This is a genomic window from Candidatus Nitrosotalea sinensis (genome assembly GCF_900143675.1).
In the GTDB taxonomy this organism is placed as follows: Archaea; Thermoproteota; Nitrososphaeria; order Nitrososphaerales; family Nitrosopumilaceae; genus Nitrosotalea; species Nitrosotalea sinensis.
The window spans coordinates 110,596-127,722 of sequence record NZ_FRFC01000004.1; the positions used below are offsets into that span (position 1 = coordinate 110,596).

Sequence of the window (17,127 nt, forward strand, 5' to 3'; positions counted from 1 at the left end):
GTTCCAAGTTTTTGGAACTAGTTAGTGATTTAAATAAAGTTAGCTTATCCTAATAAAATTACATTGATTGATTACTGGCAGCTATTGGTTCTTGGTGCCATAGCGGGATTTACAATATTCCTAGGGTTGCCAGTTGCAGCACTTCAAAACCTCAGTCACAAAAAGAAGGGGTTCCTTAATGCATTTGCACTTGGAATCCTGGTATTTTTGATAATTGATGTGTTCAGTCATGGATGGGAGACTGCATCAACTGCAGCAACAGATGCGGCAGCAGGAAAAGGCCCTGTGGGAATCGCAGTAGTTGATCTTGCCGCATTGTTTGGAGGAATTGCAATTGGATTGCTTGGACTGATGATATATGAATCAAAATTTATGACAAAAAGTTTTCCGCAGATTTTATCACTTGAAAATCTAAAGGAAGGGGATGATCACTTACACAAACTCTTCCATGAAGCAAATGCATACAAGCTTGCAACAATGATTGCAGTAGGAATTGGTGCACATAATTTCAGTGAAGGACTGGCAATAGGTCAGTCTTATGTTGCAGGAGAAATTGGACTTGCTATAATATTGATTATAGGATTTGGAGCTCATAATGCAACAGAAGGATTTGGAATTGCAGGACCATTGACAGGAATATTGCAGAGGCCAAATGCCAAGTTTCTTGCCAAGGTAGGGCTTATTGGAGGAGGCCCTACATTTGTTGGAACAATGCTTGGTAGTTTGTGGATATCAGACATTGCATACATCTTGTTCTTGTCAATGGCAGGAGGTGCGCTAGTCTATGTCTCCATGCTGATGTACAATTCAGGACGAAAACATACAACTAACAATGTAATGATGATTGGAATCTTTGTTGGTCTGTGTGCCGGATTTATCACTGATCTTATAGTGACACTTGGCGGAGCTTAGTATCAAGTAACTATCTTTGAGATGCTATTCTTGCTTTCGGCATTTTTGACCTCTCTTGCTATTCTTCTTCCCATGCTCATTGGCTCGTTATAGAGAAGTGACGAATATGGGGAACCGTCTACATAGAGATTGGTACCTGCAACTATGCGCGCAGAAAACTCAAATGCGGTAAATTTCCCATTCTCATCATAGACTCCTTCCAGGCAGAATGGTCCTGGCATACCAGGGGCGACAAGTCTTTTTGCAGCATCTACAAATCTCTCGCCCATTGCGTAGACGTCTTCTAACAATGATTCTCTTAATACCAGAGGGCTGTTGCCTACCACATTAAATGACGGAATCAAATCAACATCAATTTGCTCCTGAGCTGGAATCCTACCAAGACCGTCAATGTCTGATTCATATCTTCTGTCAACGCCGAAAAATTCTAGCTCACCTGATAATTCAGAATAGAAATACTGTAAATATGCTGACACTCCAAGAGCATACTCTTGCAAGTACAAGTCTTGATCTCCTCTGATAATTCCATCTCTTACTAGTTTGTCACGCTTTTTGATGTAATCTTCCTGGTTTGTTGCAAGAAAATATCCCTTTCCTCCTGCTGCACCGTGTCTTTTTGCAATTGTCAATCCCTTGATATGTTCAGGTCCTGGCAGTGATTGTGGAATTTTTAGTTTTGATTCTACCATGAGTTTTTCTTTCATGTTCCTGTCTGACTCCCATCGTAGAATCCACTTGTTTCCAAAAATTGGAGTCTTGATGGATTCAATCTCTGATGAATCCATCTGGGCAATCAGGGTTCCATGTGGAATTATTATTGCATTATTTTCTTTTAGAATGTTGGCGCATCTTTGCTCCATTACTTCTTTAAATGAATCAACCAGAACATATTCATCGATAAACTGGAATCGCTTGTATAGTCTTTCACGTCTTTTTTCACATACTAGAATTGTCTTGAAACCCTCGTCTTTTGCACCTTTGAGGACCTGGAGTGCACAATGTGAGCCAAGTGTTGCAATTGATGTCATGATATCAAACCTATTTTTGCGGTTATTTATGAAAGTTCCATGGGTCTAGTTGAGATAAATGCAAAAACATCATCGATCAAGTCCATGGACAGGTCTTGCTTGTATTCTTGAGGGATATTTTTTATGATAAAATCAATCACTGATTGGTTCTGCGGTACTTCGCCTTGCTCTGCCCTTTCTGAATATACTCGAACCAAGTGAGATACAATTATTGCAGTTTTTTCCTTGCTTGAGAGGACCATGAATTTGGTACTCTGTCTTTTTAATTTAGAGGTTTTGTAGGCTTGATCTTCTGTATTGTATCAGTTCTCAACTGACCGCAAGCGGCTGCAATTTCTACTCCTTTTTCCACGCGGACTGTGCAGTTTACACCTCCATCACGGAGTATCTGTTGGAATGCCAAGACTCGTTTTCTGGCAGGACGGCTGTATCCTCCGGCTGTGGGGTTCATCGGGATCAAGTTTACGTGTGCTCCGTTTCCCTTGAGCAGGCTTGCAAGTTCTGATGCTACCTGGTTTGAATCGTTGATTCCATCAATTAGTGCATATTCAAAAGTAACACGACGGCCTGTTTTTTTGAAATAACGTTTTGCTTCTGAAATCAAATCTTCAACTGAGTGTGGTCCTGCAGTTGGCACAAGATGTTTTCTCAACTGGTTGTTTGGAGCATGCAAGGATATGGCAAGCTTTACCTGGATGTTTTCATCTGCAAGACGGTCAATTCCTGATATGACACCTACTGTTGAGATTGTAATGTTTCTCTGTCCTAGACCAAATGCCCTCTCATGTGTCAGAATTTTGATGGCTCGAATTGTCTCATCATAGTTTGCAAGTGGCTCCCCCATACCCATAAAGACTAAGTTTGTGACATGCTCTTTTCTTTTCTGTAAAATCCTGGAGAAGTGAAGTACTTGGCAGACAATCTCTTCGGCTTTGAGATTTTTTTCAAAACCCATCTGACCTGTTGCACAAAAGACACAGCCCATGGGACAACCAACTTGGGTTGACACACATACGGTTGATCGTGGATGTGTCTTGTCTTGTCTTGGGTCGTATTGCATCAGTACTGTCTCAATCATTGTTTTATCATCAAACTTGAGTAGAAGTTTTGTGGTATGTCCGTCCTCACTTACAATCTGGCTTATCTCATCTTCTTGACCTATGGTATATCCCAATGATGTCAATGCGTCTCGCATGGCGGTTGGAATCTGTTTTAGGTCTGAGATTTTTCTTGGAAAATTATGATACAAGGAATGGAGCAACTGGTCTGCACGATATCGTGGCTGTCCTAGGTTTGCGACTAGATCATCAATTTCCTCAGGTAATAATCTGTACAAACTTGGCATTTGTCTTTTTGATATGGTTTTGCAGATATGACTCTTGTGAAGTTATGGTCTTCCTGCATCTTGCCAGTATTTTTCCCAGTTTGTCGCTATTTGGTTTTGTGCAGTTGCCAAGTCCATTGTACCAGAGCAGACTTGCTTGTGTAGATAGTTTTCAAACTTGTCCTTGTCAAATGAACTTGGAGTTGTATTGTGTGGCTCTGGCCAAAGATTTTTGATATCAGTTGGGTTTCCTCCTACCTCTAATGGAATTAGATGATCAAACTCATAGTTTTTTGGACTGTCTGTAAATCCATATGCGTCCATCATCTTGAGTTTTAGTGGCTCTGTGTATGATACTGGCGGTCTTACAGTCTTGGTGTATCCTGGAACGCATATTGTAGAGTCAATGTTATCTTGTGTCACACGTGGGTCGATTGCCCCTGGTGTACAATTTGGATCTGGTAAAATTCCGTCTTCTTGAGCAGTACATGTAGTTGGAATGATATCAGGTGTCACTGTTTGAGAATTTTGTTCTGATTTTTGTGTGGCATTTGTCTGTATGATTCCTGTTTGTACTAGATACTCTATTCCTTTGACAAAATCTGAATCATTGATGGTCCCATTTACCCATTGTTCCGCATTGTTTTTTATCCATTTTGGGATGTGCTTTGAAGTTGCTTGCATTTTGGGTATAGATTGGATCTTGATTACTCCTTGTTGTACTAGATATTCAATTCCTTTTGTAAAATCATTATCCTGAATTGTTCCTTCTGACCAAAACTTGGCATTTTTCTTTATCCATGATGGGATGTTGTAATCTTGGGAAAAAGAAGGGGTTGTACTACATATGACTAGGCTCAATACAAGAAGAAATAGAATGAAATTTTTCAAGAATTTTTACAAATAATTCCCAATAAATAATTGATGCTAAATCAGACAAATATATCGACAAGGAGTAGAAAAGGATCTCTCTCGATTACGAACAAAAATTCGTACTGTCTATGTTATAGAATACATTATGATTTGTTGGGAATTATTTATTTTTTAGTATCAGAAAAATAATTCTGATAAACATTTGACAGGATTATTTACATCCAAAGAGGAAAAACAAGCCAGAAAAGAACTTGAGAATAAGGTGAAGATTCTCTTGAAAAAGTATGAGTTGGATGATATGCAGAAACTCTGTCAAAATGTTATTGGAAAGGAGCCTAAACCATGGAGAAAATACGGTGAAGAATACCCTGTGAAAGGAGGGACAATTCAAAATTATTATCCGCCTGATAGGGGAGATTTCGAAGATTTCATTTGGGATCATATGAAGAAAAAAGAGATAACCTATGAACAAATTCAAGATTATGCCATACGCCATAATCTAGTTCCGCGAAATTACTTTTCTGATAGACCTAATCTTGGTTCCTCTAACAACATTAGAAGAGGATTTTCACAATTGATAAAGGATGAAGTTTTGGAAAAGCAGAAAGGAAAATGTGCAAACTGTGAAAAACATTCTGCTTCTTTTCAATTCGATCACATCGATGGAAATAGAAACAATAATTCTTCTGATAATTGTCAAGCCCTTTGTCCGAATTGTCACGACGTTAAAAGTCGTAATTTAGATTGATCCTCTTTGTAAATTAGTTAACCCTATTTTTTCAAAAAATGTCCATTTTTACCCATTTATCAGAAAGATCGACCTACCAAATACACCAAATCTCCTCATGGTAACACAAATTAACACTAGACAAGTCACATTTGATGAAAACATGATAGGCACAGAACTTGGAGACTGGCGCAGAACAACATATTCTGACCAGCTGGACCCATCCATGGACGGAAAACAAGTAACTGTCATGGGGTGGATCTCAAGTGTTCGAGACCATGGAAACCTAGTATTCATACTGTTAAACGACAAGCAAGGCCAGATGCAAATTACTGCAAAAGCAGGAGTCTGCCCTGACGATATCAAAGAAACTCTAGTCAAGCTAAAAGAGCAATCAACAATTGCAGTCAAGGGTACCGTAAAACCATCACCCAAGGCACCAAAAGGAGTAGAGATTGCACCTACAGAGCTACGGGTATTCTCACAAGTTGAAAAAATTGCCCCATTTACATGGCAGACAAAAACAGTACCAAATATTGATACAAGACTAGAGCTTCGTGCAGTAGACCTTCGACGAAACATACTGCAACACGTATTCAAGATGCGAAGCCTGGTGCTAAAATCAATTCGAGATTATCTATATGAAAAACAATTCCTTGAAGTAAACACACCAAAGATGATTGCAACTGCAACAGAAGGAGGTGCAGCCTTGTTTCCAATATTTTACTATAACAAGGAGGCATTTCTTGCACAAAGCCCCCAGTTGTACAAGGAACAGCTCACACTGTCATTTGAAAAAGTATTTGAGATTGCACCAATATTTCGTGCAGAAGCATCAAGAACTAACAGACATCTCTCAGAGGCAATCTCAATAGACCTTGAAGAAGCATTCTCAGATTACAATGATATCATGGGACACATTGAAAATATCATCAAAAGATCAATTACTACAGTAAAAGAATATTGTGAGAAGACGAAAAGTACTGATTACAAGATACCTGAAATTCCTGACAAGATACCGCAATACACCTATACTGAACTTGTAGAAAAAATGCAAAATGCGGGAGCCAAGACAAAGTGGGGAGACGACCTGTATCCGTCACAGCTCAAAAAAATAAACCTCACAGGATTTTACTTTATCAAGGACTGGCCTTTGGCACCAAAACCATTTTATGTCAAAGCAAAAAGCGACAATGACAAGACATCAGAATCATTTGACTTGATGTTTGGCGACCTGGAGCTATCATCAGGCAGTACAAGAATTGAAAAAAGAAACGAACTTGAAGAGAGGATGAAGAACAAGGGATTCAAGCTTGATGCATTTGATTATCACTTGAGAGTATTTGATTATGGGGTTCCTCCTCACGCAGGATGTGGAATAGGACTGGAAAGACTGATGATGGCACTTACAGGCACTGAGAACATTCGTGACGCAACATTCTACCCACGAGATGTGGACAGACTGACACCATAGTGGGAAATACCATGGTAGAAAAAAAAGAGATAGAGCACCTTGGAGACCTTGTAAAAGTAGATCTAAAAGAACCTGAAAAACACATCAAACAGGTAGAGCAAATCATAAAATATTTTGACAGCCTTGACAGCGTCGAGTTTGACTCTGATGATATCCTGCGAAGACAGGTTGATGCAGATGCATTGCGAGACGACAAGTACATTCCATATTCTGATTCTCTGATTGAACACCTAAAAAAAGACCCAAACAATTTCATCCGCGCACCAAAAATGGTTTAAATGAATCTAGGAATCTCTGCCACAGAATTTGTATCGCAAGCCAAAGATGGCACTATATCAGTAGAAGAATTTGTAGCAAAGACACTAGACAGAATATCTCAAGTTGAAAGCAAAGTTCACGCATTTATCTCAGTAGACAATACGGGTGCTCTAGCAAAAGCAAAAGAGATTGACAAAAAAATCAAAGCCAAAGAAAAAACAGGAATTCTTTTTGGAATGCCAATTGCAATCAAGGATAACATCTGTACTGCAGGACTCAAAACAACATGTGCATCAAAGATTCTTGAAAATTTTGTCTCACCCTATGATGCTACAGTAATATCTAGACTCAAATCACAAGATGCCATAATAATTGGCAAGGCAAATCTTGACGAGTTTGCAATGGGCTCGACAACAGAGCATAGCTATTTTGGCCCAAGCAAAAACCCATGGAATACAGATTATGTACCGGGAGGATCATCAGGCGGAAGCGGAGTAGCTGTTAGTGCCAAAGAATGTCTTGCATCACTTGGCTCTGACACTGGAGGCTCTGTTAGAAGTCCTGCAAGTTTCTGCTCTGTTGTAGGATTAAAGCCAACATATGGATTAATCAGCAGATATGGACTGGTATCATACTCTAACAGCATAGAGCAGGTAGGTCCAATGGCAAGAACTGTGGAAGATATAGGTCTTGTACTAAATATAATATCAGGACATGACCCACATGATGATACCACAGTAAACAATCCTCCTGTTGACTATGTCAAGGACATCAAAACAGGAATATCTGGCAAAAAAATTGGAATAATATCTCAAATGATAGGCCAAGGAGTAGACAAGCAAGTCGAGTCTGCCACAAAAAGAGCAATCTCAAAACTAGAAAGCCTAGGCGCACAATGTATCCCAATATCACTTGATGCCATACAGCATTCTGTTGCAGCATATTATACAATAGCATCAGCAGAGGCAAGCAGCAACCTTGCAAGATATGACAACCTAAGATACGGATTTGATTTTGGAACTGAAGGATACGAGTTCAAGGCGTATGTTGCAAAGGTGCGAAGTAATTTCGGACCCGAAGTGACACGAAGAATGCTTCTTGGGGCATTTGTGTTATCTGCGGGATATTATGGAAAATACTATCTCAAGGCCCAAAAGGTTAGAGCAATGATAAAGTCACAACTAGACCATGCATTCAAGCAAGTTGATTTTCTAATATCACCCACCATGCCTATACTGCCATTTAAAATCGGAGAAAAAATTGACGATCCTCTCAAGATGTACCTTACTGATATCAATACCATCACCGCAAACCTGTCAGGAATCCCTGCAATTTCAGTACCATTTGAGATATCAACAGAAGGCCTTCCAATTGGGATGCAGTTGTTTGCAAATTCATTTGAAGAAAAAAAACTTCTCCAAGCAGCATATGCGTTACAACAAACAGTCACACTTCCGGAGGTACCTCTATGACACGAATTGGATTAGAGATTCACTGCCAACTGACAAAGCTTGAAAGCAAATTATTCTGCTCATGCAAGGCAGAATATAGAAACCTTGAACCAAACACCAACATCTGTCCAGTATGTGTCGGATTGCCAGGCTCACTTCCAATGCTAAACAAAAAGGCAGTTGAAAAAGCAGCAATGATATCACTTGCCCTGGGGTGCAAGATTCCAGAGCAGATTGGATTTTTCAGAAAGAACTATTTCTATCCTGACTTGCCAAAGAATTTCCAAATTACCCAGTACAATGCATACGGACCCACAAGCATCGGCTCTGACGGAAAAATCGAGATTGAAGGAAAGCAAATCAGAATCAGGAGAATCCAGTTAGAAGAAGACCCTGGAAGGCTAGTCTATGAAGGAAAATCAATGCTTACACTTGTTGATTACAACAGGGCGGGAACCCCTCTTGTAGAAATTGTAACAGAGCCAGACTTTGAGACACCCAAACAGGTACGTGTATTCTTGAATGTCTTGGCAGATTTGGTTGAAAATATAGGGGTTGGAGACCCATACCTTGAGGGTGCAATGAGAGTTGACGGCAACATTTCAGAAGGTGACGGAAATAGAGTTGAAATCAAAAACGTAGGCTCATTCAGAGATATTGAAAAAGCATTACACTTTGAAATCACGCGACAGCAAAGCCTTGTTGAAAGGGGAATCGAAGTTGCAGCAGAGACAAGACACTGGGACGAAGCAAGAAGAATCACAGTATCATCAAGGTCAAAAGAAGAAGAGCAAGATTACAGATATCTTCCCGAGTCTGATATTCCAATTGTAAACATCAAGAGCCAGACTGTAAATAAAATCAAGGACCAGATGCCTGAAAGTATAGTTGCAAAACGAGAAAGATACATCACAAAATATGGAATTCCTGCACAGGTAGCAGACGTATTATCCTCTGACAGATTCTATTCTGACCTGTTTGACAAATCTCATAATGAAAAAAATGCCAAAGAAGTATCAAATATTATAACAACAGACCTGATGGGATTTGCAGACACCAGAGAGAAAAAATTAGAGCTCAAGATATCACCACAACACATCTCTGATCTTGCAGATGCAATAACTACAAACAAGATAACACGAAATTCTGGCAAGCTAGCACTACAAGAAATGGTAAAGACCGGAAAATCACTTGCAGATGTGATATCAAGTCTGGACTTGGGACATGTAAGTGATGTAGGTTCTATAGAAAAAATAATCGACGAGGTATTCAAAGAGGAAGAAAAGGCAGTAGCAGAAGCAAGACAAAACCCTGCCACAATAAACTATCTTGTAGGCAAAGTGATGAGAAAGACCAAGGGAAAAGCCGACCCCACAACTACGCTTGAAATCTTGAGAAAGAAATTATCTTCCTAAAAGAGATACAGTCTCTCCGCTCTTGTCCATTGCTATTGCAACTCCTGATTCTTCTTTTGGATCAAGAGAATATACTGCCTTGGGGGTAAACATGATGACATCAGGCGTCTTGTTCTGGCTGATTCTCTCAAATATCTTGCTTGATGTCTTTCCTGTTGCAGAGCGTGCAATGATGTCAGTTATCCTCGACTTTTCTTTTGAATCCGTGACAAAGCTGACCTTGCCTTTAAGCTGGTACCCTATCAAGTCTTTTCTGTCAAAGACTCCTACACTTACCCACGGGATGGACCTGAAATTTCCTTGCGACTTGTGTTTGAAAAAGTCAAGCCAGTAAACTGCAGTATCTGTAAAATAAAACGAAGTTCTAGGGGACAAGTTTGCAAGGCCGTTGATGTCTACTGAGCCTACGACAATGACTTTCTGGCTCTTGAACAATTGCTGGACCTTGCTTGGAATCTTTATCATGATTTGATATTATTTCACAGATGTATTAAAGTAGACTGGAGGTTATCTGTTTTGAAAATAACGCCTTACATCTTGCCAAATTCATCTTCATCAGAATATGCACGCTCTGCGTGCTCTTCGATGTCCAAGCCTGCTTCCTCCACCTTTGGTGAAACCCTGATTCCTATCAGCTTGTCTAGTACCTTCATGATGGCAAATGTTCCAAAGAATCCCATGACACCTGCAACGCCTACTCCTATTGCCTGGATGAGCAATTGTTGTGGGTGTCCAAACAAGAGTCCGTTTGGACCGCTTGGGTTCACAAGTGAACTTGCAAAGATTCCTATTCCAAGTGAACCAATTATTCCTGCAACACCGTGGACTGAGCTTACATCTAGTGCATCGTCTATCTCCAAGTGCTCCTTGAAGAACAATACTGCCAAGTACGAGCCAATTCCTATCGCGATTCCTAGCACAAATGCATGCTCTACACTGACATATCCTGATGCCGGTGTAATTCCTGCAAGTCCTGCAATTGCACCGTTGATTGCCGCAATGACACTTGGCTTACCTGTTCTCATCCATGACAAGCCTACCCAGATTAGTGCCGAAATTGATGATGCAATGTGGGTATTGATTATGGTATTTCCTGCCAAGCTTCCAGATGCTAATGCACTTCCTGCATTAAATCCGAACCAACCTAGCCATAATAATGAAGAACCTAAAACTGCAATTGGGATGCTATGTGGAATCATGATGGAAGGACCATAGTTTAGTCTCTTTCCAAGTGCAATAGCAGCTGCCAGTGCACCCATTCCAGCACTAGTGTGGATGACTATGCCTCCTGCAAAATCTACTACTCCCATCTGACCAAGCCAGCCACCACCCCATATCCAGTGGACAAGAGGATAGTAAATCAAACCACTCCATGCTACTATGAATATAACATACGCGCTAAACTTCATTCTCTCTGCAATTGCACCTGTTAACAGTAACGGTGTAATCACAGCGAACATCATCTGGAATTTTGCAAACAATACACCAGGAATTGTCGGTGCATAATGCAAACCTGAATCATACGGTACATTCTTGAGGAATGTCCAATCCATGTTTCCAGTAAGGCCCATTCCGGTATCAGGACCAAATGACAAACTAAATCCAAATGTAAACCACATTACACTGAGAATTGCCAACCCAAAGAAAATTTGCATGAAAATTGATACAGTGTTTTTTCTACGTAATAATCCTGCTTCGAACAACCCTAAAGCGGGAATCATCAACAACACAAGACTGGAAGCAATAAGCATCCAGGCTGTATCACCTGTATCAATTGGCAAGATTTCTATCATAGAAAAGACGTAGTATAAAAAAATTTGTTTTTCAACATCTTTTGATCGATCTATAAAATTGCCACAAGATTTTTTAATCTCGCATTTTATTCTCTTGCATCTTGCTAAAGATTGAAGTAATACTTCCAGAAAATGAAATAAAATCAATCAGCGACGCGCTAAAAAAATTGTCTGTAGGCGGAATCACCGCATACAAGGGCTGGGGTAGAGGAAAGACCGTGGCCCATGAGATACATGCATCAAAAGGAACAGAGGTATTTACTCCAGAATTTGGAGAAAGATTCATCCTTGATGTAATAGTTGCAGATGAGAAAAAAGACGAGGTCATTGCAGCAATTCGCTCATCTTCAAAATTTGGAAAAATATTTGTCACACAAATCTCAGAAGCGTACGACATCCAAACACCAAAGAAAGATGAGCAAGCAATCTAGATTTTGCAGAAAATATTATTTAGGCCCAAATCTGTAGACTGGTTCGTACAGCATGATTAGGATAGATGCAATCGTTCCACAAAATGACATTCGCGCAATAAGCGATGCTTTAAAGAAAATACACGTTGGTGGAATTACAGTCATGAAGGTAAGGGGAAGAGGCAAGACTGTAGGTCCCGCACTACATGCAGCAAAGGGCACCGAGACATTCATCCCAGAATTTACAGACAAGTTCATCGTTACCGTAATTGTGGAAGACAAGGATGAAAACGAGACAGTGAACATAATCCGCAGTCATACAAAAATCGGAAAAATATTCATGTACAAATTGTCTCGCGCAGTAGATATTGCAACTGGCGCAGAGAATGAACAAGCGATCTAGTCAAATTTTCAGATCGCGCAGTATTATACAAAAACCATTTTTGAGAATTTGTCCATTACTTTAATAATGTTGGAGTCGATCTTTGATACATGGCAGATAGTTTCATCATCCAAGATGTGTATATTCCACACGGGAAAAAACTTGTCAGATCAGACGTCAGGCCGCTTGTATGTCATGTCTGCAAAAAAGAATTAAACGGAATCTCAATTACTGCTAGAAGCATTGACGGAAAGATGGTATTTTTGTGCTCACACCATTATACATTTGACCAGCACAAGATAGCCCTGGTGAACTAGGTGGTGATACCTGCAGACATAAAAACAGCAGTTGAGAAAAACATGGAACTAATGACCGGCCAGACAAGGACATATCTTCCATTTCTAAAAGTTGCATTTCCCAATGTCAAAGATTTTTCAGAATTGATATTCAACATGATGGTGGGAAACACATTGACCGTATTTGTGTCCCAGTATGCAATGCGTATGCAGAGCCCGTCTGAGGAAGATTTTGCAGAGTTTGGCAAATTAGTTGAACAATACAGGAAAAAAATAAAGGAGATGTTTTGATTGTTAAAAAATATCCTGGTTCCGTATGACGGCTCGCCACTTTCAAAAAAAGCACTGGAATTAGCAAAAGATATTTCAAGAAACTTTAACGCAAGCCTGGATCTCTTGCTTGTAGTTCCAGATTATTATCCAATCAGCGATTCATTGTTTTCAGGAGTTGCTTCTACAAATTACCAAAAAGTTGTAAAAACCCTAAAGGACAAGGGTGAAAAAGAGATGCAGTCTGTCACAGAAAAATGCAGACAGGATGGCTCCAAGGCGACATACAAGATTGTCCATGATGACATTTCAAATGCAATCCTACAAGAAGCAAAAAAATCAAAGGTTGATCTTATAATCATGGGAAGCAGGAGGATGACAGGGATTGCATCCTTGAAGAGATTTGGAAGCACCGCAAGACATGTTGCAGAGCACGCCACCTGCCCTGTTACCATAGTGCACTAGTACAAATCGTACAAATACCAGTTCCTTTGAAGATAAACCTATGATGACATCTTGAAGCTTCGAGAATGTGACTGCAAATGTGGATGCACCCGTGACATTTGGAGCAAATACTATTCATTGTGCATATTTTGCACTCTCGGAAATCACAAAACAAAATAAATTATTTTATCGGTATCTTCTTGCCCTGGACTCGTTTTGGCATCATGATTCTCAGAATGCCGTTCTTAAATGATGCCGAGATTTGTTTTGCGTCCACTCCGCCTGGAATCTTGACGGTCTTTTTGAAATAATCAAACTCTGTTACAGTGTTTCCTCTTGAAACACAAAATGTCTTTGTCAGTTTAGCCTTGATTGTAATACTGTCCTCAGAATGTGTTATCTCTATGTTCTTCTTGTCCACCATGGGCAAGTCCATGTCAAGTATCCAACTGGAATGTCTCTCCTTTAGATGAGACAAGGGAATCAATTCCTTGTGGATAAAATCATTAAAGACTGTATCATCAAAAAACGAGCCCATCTGTTTTTCAATGAATTTTCCAAAATCACTCATCATATATCACTTGTATATCTGCGGGGGAACAGTTGATGGCTCTTTTTGCGCTTGTAATACATTCAATGTATCCTCCATGAGTTGCCTGTTTTGCAATCTCAGATAGTCAATTTGTTTTTTAAACTCGTCAAGGTTTATCTCTTTTTTTATTATTTGGGAAACAGTCTTGATTGTCTGCATTGCAGCATCAGGATCTGGAAAGAAATAGTTGCACTCGGTATGAAATGTAATTGTGGGTATTGCAGAGCTTCTCAAATATGACAGAATGGTAGCATCAGGGCCACTTATCACACCTGAGAGAAACTTTGGTATGGAATTATCGTACAATAATTTCTCAAGGCTTTCATGTGTTACCAAGCCATATGTTTTCAAATGCATAACATCTCTGTCTGGAACATGAATCCCAGACAAGAACACAATCAAATCAATGCGGTTCTTTTTTGAAAAATCCACAACAGATTCTGTAAACTCTATTGCATTTTCATAATCTATTGGAATGTCTGACAAAATTGCATAAATGTTCTCTTTTTGATATATCCGTACAGGACCTACCATTTGTCCATTGTCTACAAAGATTATGGATGCCGGACTGTCCTGTATCTCACCTATCAATTCCATCTTTAATGTATGAATGACATATGTGATTGACATTGTACCTATCAGCCCAGGTCCTGGCAAGCCAAGAAGCAACACTCTGGGAGTTTTTACCAATTCTGTTTTTTTCATCTTGGAGCTCTGCATTTCCTTGTTGTTTATTGTATTTGACGTATAAAAATAACATGCCTGCTTTACCATTAATGATTATCATTGTTGGAAATCTCCATCATGTTATAAAATTAAAAAATATCATGGTTCTATTATGGCATCAGTCCAAACAACCTCTGAAGGCATCCCGGTTATAGTGCTAAAAGAGGGCTCAAAGCAAGCCCGCGGAAGAGATGCACAGCGAAGCAACATCGCAGCTGCAAAACTAATTGCAGAGATTGTTAGTACAAGCCTGGGCCCACGCGGGATGGATAAAATGCTAGTAGATTCTGTTGGAGATATTACAATAACAAATGATGGCGCAACTATCCTAAAAGAGATTGATGTCCAGCATCCTGCAGCAAAGATGATGGTAGAGGTTGCCAAAGCAACTGACAGCGAGGTTGGAGACGGCACAACATCTGCCGTAGTCTTGGCAGGAGCGCTGCTTGAAAAGGCAGAAAGTCTTATCGATAATGACATTCATCCGGTAATAATTGCAGACGGTTACAAAAAAGCCGCTATGAGGGCAATCTCACTGCTTGGAGAGATTTCACAAAAAGTCGAACCAAAAAACAGGGACATTCTTGAAAAAATTGCAATAACTACAATGCAGACCAAATTGATATCAGTAGAAGCAGCAGATCTTGCAAAACTTGTAGTAGATGCAGCCTTGTCAGTTGTCACACAGAAAGCATCTGGGAACAATGTTGATTTGAACAACATAAAAATTGAAAAAAAGACCGGAGGTTCTGTACTTGATAGCACCCTGATATCAGGTATAGTTTTAGACAAGGAAATTGTGCACAGCGGAATGCCAAGAAAAATTGAGAATGCAAGAATTGCCCTAGTTACTGCACCACTTGAAATTGAAAAGACAGAATTTGAAGCCAAGATAAACATCTCAAGTCCTGATCAAATCAAGTCCTTCATGGAAGAAGAAGATAGCATTCTTCGAGGAATGGTGGAGAAAATAAAATCATCCGGGGCAAATGTACTTCTCTGTCAAAAAGGAATTGATGATATTGCTCAGCACCACCTGTCAAAGGCTGGCATACTTGCAGTAAGGAGAATAAAAGAAAGCGACATGTCCAAGCTTGCAAAAGCAACAGGCGGAAGAATAGTAGGCAGCGTAAATGATTTGACTGGGAAAGATTTGGGCGAATCTGCAACAGTTGAAGAAAAAACAATTGAAAATGACAACTGGGTGTTCATTGAAGGATGCAAGAATCCAAAAGCTGTCACATTATTGATACGGGGAGGATCTCAGAGGGTAATCGATGAGGTAGATAGGTCGTTGCATGACGCATTGATGGTTGTAAAAGACGTAATTGAAAAACCGCTTATTGTGTATGGAGGGGGCTCACCTGAGGCATTTGTTTCACACAATCTCAGACTTTGGGCTCAGACCTTGTCCGGTAGGGAACAGCTTGCAGTAGAAAAATTTGCAGAGGCACTAGAATCAATACCCTTGGCACTTGCAAGAAATGCAGGCATGAATCCAATTGATGCAATAACTCAATTGCGCTCAAGACAAAACTCTGGTGAAAAATGGGCCGGAATTGATACAATAAACGGGCAAGTAGGAAATATTGAAAAATTACAGATTATCGAGCCTTCCAAAGTAAAAGAACAAGTCATAAAATCTGCAACAGAGACTGCCAACATGATACTGCGAATTGACAATGTCGTAGCATCATCAAAAGGACCATCAACACCGCCTGGCATGCCTCAAGGTCCAGAAATGGGGTAATTGTTTTTCTAAACTAAATTCCAAGATTGTCAGAGTTGCGCAACTCTTGTTCTATTCTCATCAAACGCTTTACACGTTCCGTAACTGGTGGATGTGTAGAGAAAAGTTGTGCTATGCTCTGACCTGATACTGCAGGTATGATGAAAAACGCATTCATTCCCTCTACTTTTTGAAGTTGTTGTACTGGAGCAGTCTTTATTTCTCCGCTTATCTTCATTAATGCGCGGGATAGATTCATTGGTTTTCCTGTCAAGTATGCACCTCCACGGTCTGCCGCAAATTCTCTGTATCGAGAGATGGCTCGTATGATGAGAAAACTCAGGAACCAAACAATTCCAGCTACAATTAGTACGATAAACATATTTCCATTTTGTTGCTGCCTTCCACCATATCCATAGCCTCCCCACATGGAGCTAAACATGGAAGATTGCATAAGATACCATGCTATTGTTGAAAATAGGCTGGCCAAAGTTATGATTGTTACATCTCGGTTTCTAATATGCGTCAATTCATGCGACAACACACCCTCTAGCTCATCTTTTGTCAGTATCTTCATTATTCCTGTACTTGCAACCACTACGGAACTTTTTGGACCCTTGCCTGTGGCAAATGCGTTTGGTACGTCACTTGTCATGACACCTACTCTTGGCTTTGGAATCTTTGCCTTTTGTGCCAGATCTTCAATTATTTGATGCAATATTGGATACTCTTCTTTTGACACAATCTTGGTTCCAGTACTCCATAGTACCAATCTGTCAGAGAAGAACCATTGTGCACCAATCATCAATCCTGCAATTATTGAAATTGGAACTATGCCTAGCCCGAAATACATGGAAATAAAACTCAAAAATGCCAAATAGATGATAGTTAGAGCAAAAAAGCTAATTGCCATTCTCAAAGTTAGCTGAAGGTCGCGTTGCATTCTCTGATACTATATGCTGATTCTTAATTTAAAACTTGAGAAGATCCAATTAGATCTTACGATAAGATTTTTTCAAATCA

Annotated in this window: 21 protein-coding genes; 12 read left to right on the top strand and 9 right to left on the bottom strand. The window is 39.8% G+C overall.

Annotated elements, in window-relative coordinates; genetic code table 11:
• Positions 1-63 precede the first annotated feature (63 nt).
• Entirely contained in the window at positions 64-912 is an 849-nt protein-coding gene (locus NSIN_RS06485; protein ID WP_101010316.1) for a ZIP family metal transporter, read from the top strand.
• Between the two features lie 2 nt (positions 913-914).
• On the opposite strand, the gene NSIN_RS06490 is transcribed toward NSIN_RS06485, so the two are convergent.
• The 4 genes from NSIN_RS06490 to NSIN_RS06505 are packed head-to-tail and all read right to left on the bottom strand — an operon-like array spanning position 915 to position 4,155.
• On the bottom strand, positions 915-1,940 hold the full coding sequence (locus NSIN_RS06490; RefSeq protein ID WP_101010319.1) for a formate--phosphoribosylaminoimidazolecarboxamide ligase: 1,026 nt from the start codon (positions 1,938-1,940) through the stop codon (positions 915-917).
• Positions 1,941-1,966: 26 nt separating this feature from the next.
• The gene (locus tag NSIN_RS06495; protein ID WP_101010321.1) at positions 1,967-2,182 is read right to left on the bottom strand and encodes a hypothetical protein; all 216 of its coding nucleotides are present in this window, start codon (positions 2,180-2,182) and stop codon (positions 1,967-1,969) included.
• Positions 2,183-2,202: 20 nt separating this feature from the next.
• Complete coding sequence (gene rlmN / locus NSIN_RS06500; protein ID WP_101010323.1) at positions 2,203-3,285, bottom strand: 23S rRNA (adenine(2503)-C(2))-methyltransferase RlmN; 1,083 nt, start codon at positions 3,283-3,285, stop codon at positions 2,203-2,205.
• A gap of 42 nt (positions 3,286-3,327) precedes the next feature.
• Complete coding sequence (locus NSIN_RS06505; protein WP_101010325.1) at positions 3,328-4,155, bottom strand: hypothetical protein; 828 nt, start codon at positions 4,153-4,155, stop codon at positions 3,328-3,330.
• 184 nt (positions 4,156-4,339) lie between these two features.
• Between NSIN_RS06505 and NSIN_RS06510 the strand changes: the two genes are divergently transcribed.
• The 5 genes from NSIN_RS06510 (at position 4,340) to gatB (ending at position 9,462) form a co-directional block, all read left to right on the top strand.
• Positions 4,340-4,885 carry an HNH endonuclease gene (locus NSIN_RS06510; RefSeq protein WP_101010327.1) on the top strand — a complete coding sequence of 182 codons (546 nt, stop codon included), beginning with the start codon at positions 4,340-4,342 and terminating at the stop codon, positions 4,883-4,885.
• Between the two features lie 142 nt (positions 4,886-5,027).
• Complete coding sequence (gene aspS, locus NSIN_RS06515) at positions 5,028-6,338, top strand: aspartate--tRNA(Asn) ligase (protein WP_101010598.1); 1,311 nt, start codon at positions 5,028-5,030, stop codon at positions 6,336-6,338.
• A gap of 11 nt (positions 6,339-6,349) precedes the next feature.
• Complete coding sequence (locus NSIN_RS06520) at positions 6,350-6,616, top strand: hypothetical protein (RefSeq protein WP_133124099.1); 267 nt, start codon at positions 6,350-6,352, stop codon at positions 6,614-6,616.
• Positions 6,617-8,068, top strand: coding sequence for an Asp-tRNA(Asn)/Glu-tRNA(Gln) amidotransferase subunit GatA (gatA, locus tag NSIN_RS06525; RefSeq protein ID WP_101010330.1), 1,452 nt, complete (start codon positions 6,617-6,619; stop codon positions 8,066-8,068).
• The gene (gene gatB, locus NSIN_RS06530) at positions 8,065-9,462 is read left to right on the top strand and encodes an Asp-tRNA(Asn)/Glu-tRNA(Gln) amidotransferase subunit GatB (protein WP_101010332.1); all 1,398 of its coding nucleotides are present in this window, start codon (positions 8,065-8,067) and stop codon (positions 9,460-9,462) included. Before gatA ends, gatB begins: the two co-directional genes overlap by 4 nt.
• Here gatB and NSIN_RS06535 read toward each other — a convergent pair.
• Both NSIN_RS06535 and NSIN_RS06540 read right to left on the bottom strand, forming a co-directional pair.
• Positions 9,451-9,927, bottom strand: a complete 477-nt coding sequence (locus NSIN_RS06535; protein WP_101010333.1) for a pyridoxamine 5'-phosphate oxidase family protein — start codon at positions 9,925-9,927, stop codon at positions 9,451-9,453. The two genes, gatB and NSIN_RS06535, sit on opposite strands and share 12 nt — an antisense overlap.
• 65 nt (positions 9,928-9,992) lie before the next feature.
• A complete protein-coding gene (locus NSIN_RS06540; protein ID WP_101010599.1) occupies positions 9,993-11,243 on the bottom strand; it encodes an ammonium transporter in 1,251 nt (416 codons plus the stop codon).
• A gap of 113 nt (positions 11,244-11,356) precedes the next feature.
• Between NSIN_RS06540 and NSIN_RS06545 the strand changes: the two genes are divergently transcribed.
• From NSIN_RS06545 to NSIN_RS06565, 5 genes are all read left to right on the top strand, one after another.
• On the top strand, positions 11,357-11,686 hold the full coding sequence (locus NSIN_RS06545) for a P-II family nitrogen regulator (RefSeq protein WP_101010335.1): 330 nt from the start codon (positions 11,357-11,359) through the stop codon (positions 11,684-11,686).
• Between the two features lie 52 nt (positions 11,687-11,738).
• The gene (locus NSIN_RS06550) at positions 11,739-12,068 is read left to right on the top strand and encodes a P-II family nitrogen regulator (protein ID WP_101010336.1); all 330 of its coding nucleotides are present in this window, start codon (positions 11,739-11,741) and stop codon (positions 12,066-12,068) included.
• Positions 12,069-12,157: 89 nt separating this feature from the next.
• Positions 12,158-12,364 (top strand): hypothetical protein, encoded by a 207-nt coding sequence (locus tag NSIN_RS06555; RefSeq protein WP_101010338.1) that lies wholly within the window; start codon positions 12,158-12,160, stop codon positions 12,362-12,364.
• Positions 12,365-12,367: 3 nt separating this feature from the next.
• Positions 12,368-12,634, top strand: coding sequence for a hypothetical protein (locus NSIN_RS06560; RefSeq protein ID WP_245871933.1), 267 nt, complete (start codon positions 12,368-12,370; stop codon positions 12,632-12,634).
• Positions 12,635-13,078: a universal stress protein gene (locus tag NSIN_RS06565; protein ID WP_101010341.1), complete on the top strand. Its 444-nt coding sequence runs from the start codon at positions 12,635-12,637 to the stop codon at positions 13,076-13,078.
• 160 nt (positions 13,079-13,238) lie between these two features.
• Here NSIN_RS06565 and NSIN_RS06570 read toward each other — a convergent pair whose 3' ends face one another.
• Positions 13,239-13,628 (bottom strand): Hsp20/alpha crystallin family protein, encoded by a 390-nt coding sequence (locus tag NSIN_RS06570; protein WP_165775274.1) that lies wholly within the window; start codon positions 13,626-13,628, stop codon positions 13,239-13,241.
• 6 nt (positions 13,629-13,634) lie between these two features.
• On the bottom strand, positions 13,635-14,423 hold the full coding sequence (locus NSIN_RS06575; protein WP_101010345.1) for a proteasome assembly chaperone family protein: 789 nt from the start codon (positions 14,421-14,423) through the stop codon (positions 13,635-13,637).
• A gap of 64 nt (positions 14,424-14,487) precedes the next feature.
• On the opposite strand from NSIN_RS06575, the gene thsB reads away from it, so the two are divergent.
• Positions 14,488-16,125 (top strand): thermosome subunit beta, encoded by a 1,638-nt coding sequence (gene thsB, locus NSIN_RS06580; protein WP_101010348.1) that lies wholly within the window; start codon positions 14,488-14,490, stop codon positions 16,123-16,125.
• A gap of 13 nt (positions 16,126-16,138) precedes the next feature.
• On the opposite strand, the gene htpX is transcribed toward thsB, so the two are convergent.
• Positions 16,139-17,047, bottom strand: a complete 909-nt coding sequence (gene htpX / locus NSIN_RS06585) for a zinc metalloprotease HtpX (RefSeq protein ID WP_101010350.1) — start codon at positions 17,045-17,047, stop codon at positions 16,139-16,141.
• Positions 17,048-17,127 lie beyond the last annotated feature (80 nt).

What these genes read in the sequence shown, in the direction of transcription:
- NSIN_RS06490 (WP_101010319.1), bottom strand. Translation starts at nt 1,940, where the DNA reads ATGACATCAATTGCAACACTTGGCTCACATTGTGCACTCCAGGTCCTC.
- NSIN_RS06495 (WP_101010321.1), bottom strand. Translation starts at nt 2,182, where the DNA reads ATGGTCCTCTCAAGCAAGGAAAAAACTGCAATAATTGTATCTCACTTG.
- rlmN (WP_101010323.1), bottom strand. Translation starts at nt 3,285, where the DNA reads ATGCCAAGTTTGTACAGATTATTACCTGAGGAAATTGATGATCTAGTC.
- aspS (WP_101010598.1), top strand. Translation starts at nt 5,028, where the DNA reads ATGATAGGCACAGAACTTGGAGACTGGCGCAGAACAACATATTCTGAC.
- NSIN_RS06520 (WP_133124099.1), top strand. Translation starts at nt 6,350, where the DNA reads ATGGTAGAAAAAAAAGAGATAGAGCACCTTGGAGACCTTGTAAAAGTA.
- gatA (WP_101010330.1), top strand. Translation starts at nt 6,617, where the DNA reads ATGAATCTAGGAATCTCTGCCACAGAATTTGTATCGCAAGCCAAAGAT.
- gatB (WP_101010332.1), top strand. Translation starts at nt 8,065, where the DNA reads ATGACACGAATTGGATTAGAGATTCACTGCCAACTGACAAAGCTTGAA.
- NSIN_RS06535 (WP_101010333.1), bottom strand. Translation starts at nt 9,927, where the DNA reads ATGATAAAGATTCCAAGCAAGGTCCAGCAATTGTTCAAGAGCCAGAAA.
- NSIN_RS06550 (WP_101010336.1), top strand. Translation starts at nt 11,739, where the DNA reads ATGATTAGGATAGATGCAATCGTTCCACAAAATGACATTCGCGCAATA.
- NSIN_RS06555 (WP_101010338.1), top strand. Translation starts at nt 12,158, where the DNA reads ATGGCAGATAGTTTCATCATCCAAGATGTGTATATTCCACACGGGAAA.
- NSIN_RS06570 (WP_165775274.1), bottom strand. Translation starts at nt 13,628, where the DNA reads ATGAGTGATTTTGGAAAATTCATTGAAAAACAGATGGGCTCGTTTTTT.
- NSIN_RS06575 (WP_101010345.1), bottom strand. Translation starts at nt 14,423, where the DNA reads ATGGTAAAGCAGGCATGTTATTTTTATACGTCAAATACAATAAACAAC.
- thsB (WP_101010348.1), top strand. Translation starts at nt 14,488, where the DNA reads ATGGCATCAGTCCAAACAACCTCTGAAGGCATCCCGGTTATAGTGCTA.
- htpX (WP_101010350.1), bottom strand. Translation starts at nt 17,047, where the DNA reads ATGCAACGCGACCTTCAGCTAACTTTGAGAATGGCAATTAGCTTTTTT.